The 12380-nt window shown below is 60.7% G+C and carries 8 protein-coding genes; all 8 read left to right on the top strand.

Annotated elements, in window-relative coordinates:
- The first annotated feature begins 2 nt into the window (after nucleotides 1–2).
- The 8 genes from B0G52_RS20740 (at nucleotide 3) to B0G52_RS20705 (ending at nucleotide 12345) form a co-directional block, all read left to right on the top strand.
- The gene (locus B0G52_RS20740) at nucleotides 3–629 is read left to right on the top strand and encodes a CIS tube protein (protein WP_094047300.1); all 627 of its coding nucleotides are present in this window, start codon (nucleotides 3–5) and stop codon (nucleotides 627–629) included.
- A gap of 7 nt (nucleotides 630–636) precedes the next feature.
- The gene (locus B0G52_RS20735) at nucleotides 637–1737 is read left to right on the top strand and encodes a phage late control D family protein (RefSeq protein ID WP_094047299.1); all 1101 of its coding nucleotides are present in this window, start codon (nucleotides 637–639) and stop codon (nucleotides 1735–1737) included.
- A complete protein-coding gene (locus tag B0G52_RS20730; RefSeq protein ID WP_233162882.1) occupies nucleotides 1737–2471 on the top strand; it encodes a phage baseplate assembly protein V in 735 nt (244 codons plus the stop codon). The genes B0G52_RS20735 and B0G52_RS20730 overlap by 1 nt, the downstream gene beginning before the upstream one ends.
- Before the next feature lie 28 nt (nucleotides 2472–2499).
- Nucleotides 2500–2901, top strand: coding sequence for a GPW/gp25 family protein (locus tag B0G52_RS20725; RefSeq protein ID WP_094047298.1), 402 nt, complete (start codon nucleotides 2500–2502; stop codon nucleotides 2899–2901).
- Nucleotides 2902–2919: 18 nt separating this feature from the next.
- Nucleotides 2920–6018 (top strand): baseplate J/gp47 family protein, encoded by a 3099-nt coding sequence (locus tag B0G52_RS20720; RefSeq protein WP_094047297.1) that lies wholly within the window; start codon nucleotides 2920–2922, stop codon nucleotides 6016–6018.
- A 292-nt stretch (nucleotides 6019–6310) separates the two neighbouring features.
- Nucleotides 6311–8521, top strand: a complete 2211-nt coding sequence (locus B0G52_RS20715) for a putative baseplate assembly protein (protein ID WP_094047296.1) — start codon at nucleotides 6311–6313, stop codon at nucleotides 8519–8521.
- A 28-nt stretch (nucleotides 8522–8549) separates the two neighbouring features.
- Entirely contained in the window at nucleotides 8550–10661 is a 2112-nt protein-coding gene (locus tag B0G52_RS20710; protein WP_094047295.1) for a phage tail protein, read from the top strand.
- 25 nt (nucleotides 10662–10686) lie between these two features.
- Nucleotides 10687–12345, top strand: coding sequence for a hypothetical protein (locus B0G52_RS20705; RefSeq protein WP_094047294.1), 1659 nt, complete (start codon nucleotides 10687–10689; stop codon nucleotides 12343–12345).
- Nucleotides 12346–12380: the final 35 nt, after the last annotated feature.

Below are 12380 nucleotides of genomic sequence, written 5' to 3'. Positions count from 1 at the left end.
AGATGGCGCTCAGCAAGGCGAAGATCATTATCATCAAGAGCAACGGCCAGGAGTCGGTCGACGTGTTGTTTAACCCGAACGAGTATGTGCTGCAGTCGGGCAACCAGTTCGCGTGGCAGACGATTCCGGGGCTGCAGTCCCCGATTGCCCAGTTCGTCAGCGGGGAAGCGACGACGTTGACGATGGATCTGTTCTTCGACACGTATGAGAAGGGTGTCGACGTCCGTACGCACACGGCCAAAATCTCCGGCCTCCTGAACGTCGACCGCGACCTGCACGCGCCGCCGCATTGCCGGTTCGTCTGGGGCTCGCTAGATTTCAAGGGCGTGGCGGAGAAGGTGCAGCAGCGGTTTACGATGTTTCTCGACTCGGGCGTTCCGGTGCGGGCGACGCTGAACGTGACGTTCCGCGCCGTGCAGTCGATGACCGAGCAGTACCAGAACGTTCCCCGTCAGAGCGCGGACCGCACGAAGCAGAAAATGCTGAAGCAGGACGAGCAGCTCTGGATGCTGGCGGCCGAAGAGTACGAGGACCCGAGCCATTGGCGGGCGATCGCGGAGGCGAACGGCATTGACAATCCGCGCAGGCTGCCGTACGGACGGAAGCTGATTATACCTAGGCTGGAGTGAAAGCGCCGTGGCGAAAATCAAATTCGACAGCACGACCTACGAGTTGGCCGATCTGGAACGAAAATATCGCAATTTTTTCGCTCCCGCATTCGATATTCAGGTGGACGGGCAGAGCTTCACGCTGAAGCAGATCGCCGTATCCATGCTGAAGGTGGAGACGTCGATCGCCGCCAAGTCGGACAGCTTCCAGTTCCGCATCGAGAACGCCTATGATGCCGTGGCACGCCAGTTCAAGTGGATCGGTTCGCTCATCGACGTGGGCAAGACGATTACGATCGAGATGGGCTACACCGACAAGCTGGAGACGGTGTTCGACGGCATCATTACGGGGATATCGGTAGATTACCCCTCGGAGGGACAGCCCTCCATCGTCGTTCAGGGCATGGACCGTTCCTTCTTCATGATGCGCAGCGCCAAGTCCAATCTGTGGCTGAACAAAAAAATCAGCGACGTTGTCAAGGAGATCGGCGGAAAATACAGCTTCCAGCTTCAAGTGGACGATACGATGACTCCGAAGCCGACGATCGAGCAGTTCAAGACGAGCGATTTTCATTTTCTGAAAAAGTTGGCCTCCGAGATCAACCACTTTTTCTTCGTTATCGAACAGAAGCTTTACTTCAAGAAGCCTTCGCCCTCCGCGAGCCCCGTCGTTACGCTGATGTACGGCAAAAACCTGAGAAGCTATTCCGCCAACGTGGACATCTCCGATCAGGTCGGCCAGTTCATCGTGCGAGGTTCCGATCCGAAGACGCGCGAGCCTTTCCAGGCGACGTCCCAATCGGTGAACAAATACGGCACGAACGGAAGAACCGGCAAGGACATCATGTCCGCTCTGTCGAGCCAGTCCGTGGAAATCGTCTACAGCGACGCGACCGCCCAGGCGGAGGCGCAGACATTGGCCAACGCGCTGCTGAACGAAAGGGCGATGCATCTCGTGAACGGCGAAGGAGAGTGCATCGGCCTTCCGGAAATGCGCGCGGGCCGCAACATCAAGCTGGAAGGGCTAGGTCCCAAATTCAACCAGACGCTGCTGCTCTCGTCTGTCACCCACGTTATCAGCAACCGGGGCTACATGACCCAATTCAGAACGGAAGGGAATGCATTTTGATGGCTCCCATGGACGATTTTTTTTCTGGCCGGTCCGATGCGGACGGAGGCGGAAGCGCCAACTTCGTTCACGGGGTCATGGTCGCTACCGTGACGAACAACCAGGACCCGGACGGCCTCAACCGCGTCAAGCTGAAGTTCCCGCTGCGGGAAAATTCCCACGAGACCGATTGGGCCCCTCTCGCCTCGCTGATGTCGGGGAGCGGTAAAGGAACGCTGTTCGTTCCCGAGGTTGGGGATGAGGTGCTCGTCGCCTTCCATCTCGGCAATCTGAACCAGCCGTTCGTCATCGGATCGCTGTGGAATACGTCGAATAAGCCGCCGGCCAAGGACGAGAAAAACAATCTGCGCAAAATCCATTCGAGAGACGGGCACGAGCTCATTTTCGACGATACGGAGTCGAAGGGGAAGATTACGCTCAAGACGAAGCAGGGGCTGAAGCTCGAAATCGATGAAGGCGCCGACAAGGTGACGCTTGCGACGAAGAACGCCGCCCAGACCGTCATCCTCGAAGGCAGCTCCGCCGGTACGATAACGGTGAAAAACGGCACGAACAAAATCACCATCGACAACAAGGGAGACATCAAAGTCGAGTCGACCAAGGAGATCACGGTCAAGAGCACGCAGATCAACCTGCAGGCAACCGCCGCGATGACGATAAAGGCGGGAGGCAAGCTCGACCTGATGTCCGACGGGATCGTCACGATCAAAGGCGCGATGGTGAAAATCAACTGATTCGGACGAATGCGAAGGGGGACAAGCGATGAGCGCATCTTTTCTCGGGAGAGGCTGGAAGTTCCCGATCGAGGTGGACGCCACGACGGGACGGTTTCTGCTGGCGGAAGGGGAGGACGATATCGCGGAGGCGATTCGCATCATCCTGATGACCTCCAGGGGAGAGCGCGTCATGCGTCCCGACTTCGGCTGCGGGCTTCGCGACTTCGCGTTCGGCACGACCGACGAGACGACGCTGCGGCTGCTGGAGACCGACATTACGCAGGCGATTACGGTATGGGAGCCGCGGGTGACGGACGTGGAAGTGACGGCCAAGCTCGATCCGTCCCATCCCGGCAAGCTGTCGATCGGCATCTCGTACGTCGTTCGATCCACGAACAATCTTTTTAACCAGGTATATCCCTTCTATCTCGAAGAAGGCACGAAATAAACGGGAGCGACGAATCGGATGAAATCAGAGCTGTGGCAAAACGGGCAAGCCCGCGCCCCTGCGATCGACGGAAGGGATTTGAACGCTCTCGTCGAGCGAATGAAGGCGATGGTTCCCCATTATACGCCGGAATGGCGCTTCTCGCCGGAAGATCCCGATGCGGGTACTGCGCTGTTCTATCTGGCCGCGGAGATGCTGGGAGAGAATATCAAACGGCTGAATCGCGTTCCGCTGAACAACTTCATCGCTTTTCTGGACTTGCTGCAGGTGCAGCTCCAGCCGGCTCGGCCCGCGCGCGCGAACGTCGTATTTTCGCTGAACGAGGGAGTCAGGGAGTCGGTTTACGTTCCGGGCGGAACGCTGCTGACGGCGGCTGCGGAAGATGAAGGGGAAGAGCTTCCGTTCGAGACCGAGAGCGCGCTGCTGGTCAGCCCGGCCAAGCTGATGGAACTGTACAACGTTCATCCGGGGCGGGATCGCATCGTGCTGGCGGGGGACGATTACAGCGACCGGACGGAAGCGGGTACGGCCGCGGAATTTTCTCTGTTTTCGACCTCGGGAGACAATCTTCAGGACCACGTTTTCTACGTTCGGCACGACGAGCTGCTGCGGCTCGATCATCCCGCCAGGCTCACGCTCAAGTGGCATAACGCCGAGCGCAGATATGTCGAGGAGGAGCTGGCGTCCCTGTTCGCGAGGACGGATTGGCTGGAATGGAGCTATTCGAGCGGCGAAGAATGGATTCCGTTCGAGGAGGCGTCGGCGGAAGGCAGAGAAGTGACGCTGCGGAAAAAAACGAGAGGCCCCGTGATTGAAGCGGAAATCGGCGGAGTGACGGGACGCTGGATTCGCTGTCGCATCAAGCCGCTTGCGGACGGTTCCGACGGGCCGCCGATATTGCGCGTTCTGCCGGATATGGACAGGCTGACGCTGAGGGCGTCGCACGATCTGACGGAGGACCCCGAGGCGATTCCGGCAGGGGAGCTGTATTTTAACGACGTGGAATTGGATAAAGCCGGCTTCTATCCGTTCGGGGAGCATTCGATTCCGTATTCGGTGTTTTATGCCTCCTGCGGGGAGGCGTTCAGCAAAAGGGGCAGCAAGCTGCGGATGACGTTCCGCGCGCGCAACGTTCCGAACGAGCTCCGCGTCGGCCCGGACCCGGAAATTCGCTGGAAGATGGTGATGAGAACGGCGGATTTCGAGACGAAGCCTCCTCCGCGTCTCTATATTCGCAGAGTGCTGTGGGAGTATTGGAACGGCGACAACTGGATGAGGCTGCCGGAAAGCGGTCCGTTCGAGGAGATGTTCGCCAGTCTGCCGGAGGAAGAGCAGAAGGATTTCACGCTCGAGTTCCCATGTCCGGAGGACATGGCCGAGACGCTCGTCAACGGACGGGAGGACCTCTGGATTCGCGCGAGGGTGGCGGCGACCGATACGCCGACCGCTCCGATCGTCGAGTATATGAGCCCTCGTCTGGAGGCGCTGGCTTTCTCCTACGCCTATCCTTCCACTGCCGAGCTAAGCCCGGATTGGGCTTACACGCTGAACAACGCCGTGCTGACGGATGTTACGGCCACGACGAGACAGGGAGGCGACGTCTTCAAGGCGTTCCTGCCGATTCCGTGCCCGGCGCCCGCCGTCTATTTCGGCTTTGACGTTCCCCCCGTGCGGGGACCGATCCGCATGCAATTCGCGCTGGGCAGCAAGCCCGAGGCGGACGAGCGGCTTCCTTGGATCGAATGGGAAGCTTACGTTCGCAAAGGCGGGGAATGGGGTTGGGAAGCGCTGAAAACGGTGGACGATACGCAGAGCTTCACGCAATCGGGCTTGCTGCAGTTCGTCGGGCCGGCGTCGCTTGCTCCGGCTTCGATGTTCGGCAAGACGAGGGCTTGGCTGAGGGCGGTGAACCGCGACGGCAAATACGGCGAGGATGAGGCTGATCTGCCGAGCGTCAAAGCGATCCATCGCAACTCCGCGAAAGCGGTGCAGCTGCGCACGATCGCAGGAGAATATCCCGAGCCCGGCAAGGGAGGCTTCGTGCTGTCGCAGACTCCGGTCGTCGGCCAGGAAGTATGGGTCGACGAGACGGGCACGATCGGAGAGCATGAGCTGGCGCGGTTGAGCGAAGCCGATCCGGACAAGTACGAGGTGTTTCGCGACAGCGAAGGCAGCGTGCAGAGGCTGTGGGTGCGCTGGGACGAGGTTCGCTCGCTTAACGGTTCTGCTCCGCACGATCGGCATTATACGATTCAGTCGGCGACCGGCGTGCTTCGCTTCGGCGACGGAACGCGCGGCATGGAGCCTCCGCTGAGAGGCGGGGACAAGATTCGCGTTACGTATCGGGTAACGAGCGGGGCGCGCGGCAATGTCGGGCCGGCGCAAGTGACGGGGCTGATGCAGTCGATCGCTTTCGTGCAAGGCGTGTCCAATCCTCAGCCCGCAACCGGCGGAGGAGACGCGGAGCCGCTCGAGGGCGCGCTGTGCAGAGGACCGCAGCAGCTCAAGCACCGCGGACGGGCGATCTCCCCTTCCGATGCGGAATGGCTCGTCAGAGAGATCGAGCCCGGCATCACGAAGGTGAAGTGCTTGCCGAACCGCAACGCGAGACTGGAGAACAGCCCGGGTTCGTTCGTCGTCGTCGCTCTTCCTTCCGGTGGAGCGGTCGGCAGGGACAATTTTGCCGAGACGAAGCGCAAGCTGGAGACGGAGCTGCGCCGGAGAACCGCGAATCTGGTCGGGGAAGCCGGCAAACTAACCGTTATCGCTCCGGCTTTCATTGAGATTTCGGTGTTCGCGACGATCGTTGCCGACGCGCCGGACATTCTCGTGCCGGTCGAGACGGCCTGTCTGGAGGCGCTGAACCGGTTCCTCGATCCGTTGACCGGACAGGCGGACGGGAAGGGCTGGGACATCGGCGAGCCGATTCACGCCTCCGCTTTCTACGGCTTGCTGCAATCGGTCAAAGGCGTGCAGAGGGTGGAGCAGCTCTACCTCGGCGTCGTGCGCACGGAGAACGGCAAATCGACGGAAATGCTGCCGGACGACATTCGCCGCGTGCCGCATGGCATTATCTCCTGCGGCGGCGGCCACCGGCTTATCATGACTGTGAAGTAGAACCGGCTGAGTTCAAGATTCGACGTCGAGTATGCTTCAATGGGATACTTCGTGATCAAAATCGGACTTTTTGAACGACCGGTTAAAATGAAAGTTCAAAAAGTTCGGTTTTCAGCACCAAGAAGGTTGAAAGAAGCTTAGGAAGTGAGGAACGGAGTGTAGGAGAACCTACATGAGTACCGGAAGGTCCGGCTGAATTCAAGATTCGACGTCGAGTATGCTTCAATGGGATACTTCGTGATCAAAATCGGACTTTTTGAACGACCTCTAACAGCCGAAAGGAGGGAAGCCGATGCTTCCAAGAATCCCGCTCGACGACCGCGCATTCGAGAACATCGTGCAGGAAGCCCGCCGCAGCATTCCGCGGCGGCTGCCGGAGTGGACGGACGAGAACGCGCACGATCCCGGCATCACGTTCCTGGAGCTGTTCGCATGGCTCAGCGAAATGCAGCAGTACTACTTGAGCCGCGTGCCGGAGCGCAACGTCCGCAAGTTTCTGGACTTGCTCGGCGTCGCTCCGAGGGAGGCCGAGCAAGCGCAAGCGGACGTTACGTTCGGCAACGTGCGCGAGCCGGTCGTGCTTCCCGTCGGCACGAAGCTGCAGGCCGAGGATCAGGTTTTCGAGACGATGGAACCCGTCAAGCTGCTGCCTCTATCCATCGAGCGCATCGTCACCCGCACGGAGAAGGAAGCGAGCGACAGATCCGCCTCCAACGAGAGAGGCAACGTCGCCTTCTACGCGTTCGGCCGCGAAGCCGAGGCGGGGAGCCGGCTGTACATCGCGTTCGACCGCGAGCTTGAAGCGGGAGAGTCGCTCTCGCTGTACGTCAAGCTGGCGGACGGCGAGGAGACGAAGGCGGACGGAATCGTCCCGTCCGCCCGCGTCGCCTGGAAGTCGTACGGCTGGAGCGAGGAGCACGGCAATTCCTGGCTGCCGCTGGAGCTGGTGGAGGACGGCACGCTTCATCTGACGAGCAGCGGGCGGATTGCCTTCCGCGTCGCCTCGCCGATGCGGCCTGTCATCGTCCACCCGGCTGCGGACCGTCCGCGCTACTGGATTTGTTGCGTACTGGAGGAGGACGGCTACGAGCTGCCGCCGCGAATCGACCAAGTGCTGCTGAATACGGCCCGGCTGCGACAGCGGGATACGAAGAGCGAGCAGATGGCGTTCGACGGCAGAGGGCTCCCGAATCAGGCGATCGAAGCGGACAGTCTGCTCGCGCGGTACGGCAAGCTGAGAGTGCAGGTGCGGCAGACCGACGGCCGCTGGAAGGAATGGCGGGAGGTGCCGAACTTCGAAGAGGCCGGCGCAGAGAGCGAAGTGTACGTCGTCGAGCGAACGGCCGGAGGAGGTTCGATGGTCCGATTCGGAGACGGGGAGCGCGGAGCGATTCCCGGCCAGGGCGTCGGCAACATCCGTCGCATTCACTGCTCGGAAGATTTCGCCGAGCTGCGCTGGATCGGGCGGAGCAACGGCCTGCCGCATCAGAAGCTACGGCTGTACGACTTGCCCGTGAAGCGCCAGGACGGACTTCGCATCCAGGTCGGCGTGCCGGAGGGCAAGGACGGACGGCTCGTCTGGGAAGATTGGGAGCCGGTGGACAGCTTCGATCGCTCAGGTCCGCTCGACCGGCACTATACGTTCGATCCGTCTACGGGAGAGCTGGCGTTCGGCAACGACGAGCACGGGGCGATTCCGGCCTATGCAGCCGATCCAAACCTGTGCGTTACGGTATGCGAATTTGGCGGCGGAGAGCGCGGCAACATCAAGCCGGGGCTGCTGAACCGCTGGCTGCTGGAGGAGCAGGACGAGCTGCTGCTGACGGCGGACAATCTTGGCTACGGCTTCGGCGGAGCGGAGGCCGAGACGCTGGAGGAGTGCGTGGAGCGCGCCAGAGCGCAATGGCAAGTTCCTTATTGCGCCGTAACGAGCGAGGATTACACGATGATCGCGATGAGCACGCCGGGACTGAAGCTGTCGAGGGTGCACGTCATTCCCAACTACGCACCCGGAAGGGGCCAACAGGCCGACGGAGCGGTCACCGTAGTCGTCGTGCCTCAGGGGATCGGCGATACCCCGATGCCGAGCGCGGGTTTCCTGGCGACGGTGGCGAAGCATCTGGACGACAGAAGGCTGATCACGACGGAAGTCCACGTCGTGGCTCCGGATTATGTGAAGGTGACGGTGCATGCGGTCGTCGTCGTGGAGCCTCATTTTATGGAAGAGGGTCACCGGATCGTCGCCGCCCTTAACCGGTTGCTGGCGCCGCACGACAAACCGGGCGGCGTTCAGGGCTGGCCGTTCGGCAGGACGGTGCACAAGGGCGACATCTACGGCGCGATCAGCCGGGTCAAGGGCGTCGCGTACGTGCAGGACCTGTGGCTGGACGCGGAAGGGAAAGCCGTTCGGAAAAGCGCGGGCGGAGATCTGGAGCTGCCGGAAACCGCGATCGCGTACTCGGGAGAGCACCGCATCGAACTGATCAGCAGCTCGCAGCTATGACAATCGGGAAGACGAAGGAGGGACGGACATGCAGGGCGGGACGACGTACTTCTCGCTGAATCGGCCGGAGCATTGGGCCCGCCGCGGAGTCGGACGCAATCTGGAGCTGGACGAAGAGGTCGCTATCAAGCGAGGGGAGAAATACGGGGTTCTCGAGACAGTGCATCTGTCTCAGCTTGAAGGCGTCGGCGACGTGACCGCCTTCGCCGTTCACTCCCAGGGCCGATTGGTGTTCCTGAACGCCGAGGGAGACTTATGGACGTACGACAGGGGCAGCCGGCATCATGAGCGCCTGTTCGTGCCCGGGCATCATCTGTTTACGGCATCGGCCAACTTGGCGATTACGGGAGACACGCTGTTCGTCGCAGATGCGGCGGGCGAGCCGTCGATCTCGGCGTTCGACATGGCCAACGGCCAGCTTCGCTTCCGCAGATCGGGGCGCGAGCTGGACGGCATTCCGTTCCACCCGCTGGCGCTGGCCTCGGACGAGCATGGTTTGTACGTCCTGACGACGCGTCTGCCCGTCGACGATCCGAATGCGACCGACGCGCTCGGGTTCAGGCAGCTCGCGCTGATCAGGATGACGATGTCGGGTGTGGTGACGGACGTCTACGCGAACGAGAAGTTTACGGCGAGACTCCCGGCGGAGACGGATCGCTGGCGCGGAACGCAGTTTATTTCCGTGACGCCGCAAGGGGACGCCTTCGTTCTGGAGACGTTGACCTGCGCTCTGTATATTCTCTCGAGCTCGGGGGGAGAACGCAGGCTGGAGCGCTTCCTGATGCCTCCGCAATATTTTGCCGGACTGAGCGTCGATTCCCGCAACATGATCTACATCGGGGATTCGCGTGAGATCGGGGAAGACGGGGAGGACGACCGTTTTATCGTGCGCTTCAGCGGCAACGGGGAGCATCAGGACCGAATCTCCGGATTCCGGGGCAAAGCCGGAGCCATCGTCATCGACGGCCGCGACCGGATGTACGTATGGAACGGGGAAGAGAGCACGGTAACGGTGCTCGAGCTGCAGCCGCAGACGATGGGCTGGGAAGGCAGTTCGATTCCGGAAGCGATGTGGCTGTCCAAGGCGTTCGACAGCGCCGAAGCGGAGACGGTGTGGCACAAGTTCGCGATCGACGCCGACATTCCCGACGGCACGCAAATCCGGGTATCGTACTACAGCTCGGATTCGGAGTTTCTGCCGATTCAGGGCACCGTCTGGAAGGTGGACGATTGGATCGCCGACGAGGAGCATTCGTTCCGCGACAAGCTTGCGGGAATGGCCCCTCACTGGTCCGCTCCGATCGTCAACCCGTCCGACGCTCTGTTCTTCGGCGCCCAGGGCAGATACCTGTGGCTGAAGATCGAGTGGATCGGGAGCGATCGGCAGACGCCGCTGCTGCGCCGCCTTCGCGTATATTTTCCTCGGGAGACGCTGCTGTCCTACTTGCCTGCGGTGTATCAGGAAGAGGAGAGCAGCCGGGACTTCCTGGAGCGGTACCTGTCGCTGCTTGGCACGCTGTACGACAGCGTGGAGGAGAAGATCGACGGCATGGCCGCCTACTTCGACAGCGAACGGGCGCAGGGAGGGCAGCTTCGCTGGCTCGCATCCTGGCTCGGGCTGGACAGCGACGAGCATTGGCGCGACGACAAAGTGCGCGCGCTCATTCGCGCCGCGCCGGAGTTGTATCGCTACAGAGGGACGAGGCGGGGCACCGCGAAGCTCGTCGAGACGTTCACCGGCCGTCCGCCAGTCATCGTCGAGCCGTTCCAATACAAGGCGATGAGGGATAACGCCGATCTGAGGCGGCTGCTGGACGGGCTTTACGGGGACAATCCGTACACGTTCACGGTGCTGCTGGATCAGGCGCAAGCCCCGTCGGAGAAGGAGCGCGTGCTGCTCCGCGGCCTCATCGAGGAGCATAAGCCGGCTTACACGGAAGTGCGGATGGTCTGGCTGGAGCCCTGGATGTATCTCGATCTGCATACGTATCTCGGCGTGAATACGGTACTGGCCGAGCCTTCGCTGTTCACGCTCGGACCGGACAGAAGCATGCCGAACGATACGCTTATCGTAGATCAGCATATGGACGGCAGGATGGACGCGCACACGAGGCTGGGAATGGATTCGGAGTTGGAATGACGACTCATTTTAAGGGGGAGTTCCGGTGAAAAAGGCGAGGATGTTTCCATTTGAGAGGAACCGGTATTTTTACGGAAAGCTGCTGACCGTGCGGGATTTCGAATCGGAGCAGAAATACTTCAACGACAAGAGAAGATTGCTTAACCGGCTTCTCTTCGGCAGCGGCGTCGTGGCCGGCATGCAGGTCGTTCCGGTGGACGACAAGACGATTACCGTGGAGATGGGCGTCGCGCTCGACTACCTTGGCCGCGAGATCGTCGTATCCGCCCCCGTGACTCTGAAGCTGTCGATGATCGACGGCTTCACCAACAACGAGTACAAGAAGAATGTCTATCTCTACGTCGCTTACGACGAAAAAGGCCGGGAGCCCGTCCACTCGGTCGGCAACTCCTCGGTTCGCGGCGAGGAGATGAGCGAGTACAACCGGTTCCTGGAAAGCTATCGGCTGTACGTGAAGGAAGAAGCGCCGTCGCCTCATTCTTTCGAGCATGACGGCCTGCTGGAAGACATCGTGACGATCTATCAGGACAAGGACGTCCGCGTAACCCAGAGAATGCCGAAGTTCGCCAATCCGGGCGAAGTCGTCGACGTTACTCTCGTCGTGGAAAAAACGCTGCAAGCCCCGCGCGTCTCCCTCTCCTTGGCCTACGAAGCGGACGGCTTCGACGCTCTCGGCAAAGACGGCAACATCGTCAAGTTTCTTGAGCCGGGCGACAAGCAGGATACGGAATATCGTCTAAACTACAGCGTGAAGGTCCAGGATCGCGCGGGAACGACCGGCAGCCTGACGCTGAACGCAGGTTCCGTCGAACTGCTGCTCGGAGACAATCGCGTGCCTATCGATCATACCGTCCGTCATTCGGTCGACATCATCGACCAACCCGTCGAAGAGCGCATTTTGAAAGTATGGTACGAACGTTCCCTGGATCAAGCGGTGGAGGGCTACGCCGACCAAGATGTGTGCCTGGCCAAGATCGGGCTGCTGCAGCTTGGGCCGACTTATATGATCGAGCAGGTGGAACGGGTACCCTTCGGCGAATATATTCCTAACGCATCTCTTGCCAATCGGCTTTCCCGCAGCGGAAGAGCTTCGACTCTGCATCGCTTCTACGCAGAGGCGCGCGCATACGATCTGGAATACGGCAGCAAGCCGGAGCTGGACGTCGTGTACCATCCCGAGCGGAACGCGTTCGATTTCAAACTGGGTATCCCTCAGCCTCAGACGATCCAGGACGAAATGGCTACCGGACTCGTGGAGGTGCCTCTCGATTCGCAAGCTAGGCAGGGACCGAGATTTTTCTCGCGCGGCAAGCGGAATTACGTGACCGACGAAATCGTGCACGGTCTGGGAGAAGGCCAAGTGACGGTCGTCGTCGGGCTTGAGGAAATTCCGGATTCGCAGGCTCCGGTCGGATCGGGAGGTTCGAAGGTCTATTTCGGCGCGACGGACGTATTTAAAGATACGGAGTACGAAGCGGAACTTCCGAACATCAGCTTCGGCACGCTGATTTACCCGGACAAAGGCAGTTTCCGGATCGGCATGAAGCTGGCCGGCGCCGCCACTGGCACATCGCTGCGTATCCGTTGGTGGGCGTTCAAGAAGCTGCCGGAAGGCTCGGGATATCCGGCCGCCGATCTGCGCAAGGCGGTCGATGAAGCGGCTGCGGGAATCGACAGCGTCTAAAGAATTCGCATCAAGTCAGCCGCCATCGCGATTGG

The organism is Cohnella sp. SGD-V74, assembly GCF_003001675.1.
In the GTDB taxonomy this organism is placed as follows: domain Bacteria; phylum Bacillota; class Bacilli; order Paenibacillales; family Paenibacillaceae; genus Cohnella.
This window is presented reverse-complemented; position numbering and strand designations above follow the sequence as displayed.

Coding starts and splice junctions, on each gene's coding strand:
- B0G52_RS20740 (WP_094047300.1), top strand. CDS start 3: ATGGCGCTCAGCAAGGCGAAGATCATTATCATCAAGAGCAACGGCCAG.
- B0G52_RS20730 (WP_233162882.1), top strand. CDS start 1,737: ATGGCTCCCATGGACGATTTTTTTTCTGGCCGGTCCGATGCGGACGGA.
- B0G52_RS20725 (WP_094047298.1), top strand. CDS start 2,500: ATGAGCGCATCTTTTCTCGGGAGAGGCTGGAAGTTCCCGATCGAGGTG.
- B0G52_RS20720 (WP_094047297.1), top strand. CDS start 2,920: ATGAAATCAGAGCTGTGGCAAAACGGGCAAGCCCGCGCCCCTGCGATC.
- B0G52_RS20715 (WP_094047296.1), top strand. CDS start 6,311: ATGCTTCCAAGAATCCCGCTCGACGACCGCGCATTCGAGAACATCGTG.
- B0G52_RS20710 (WP_094047295.1), top strand. CDS start 8,550: ATGCAGGGCGGGACGACGTACTTCTCGCTGAATCGGCCGGAGCATTGG.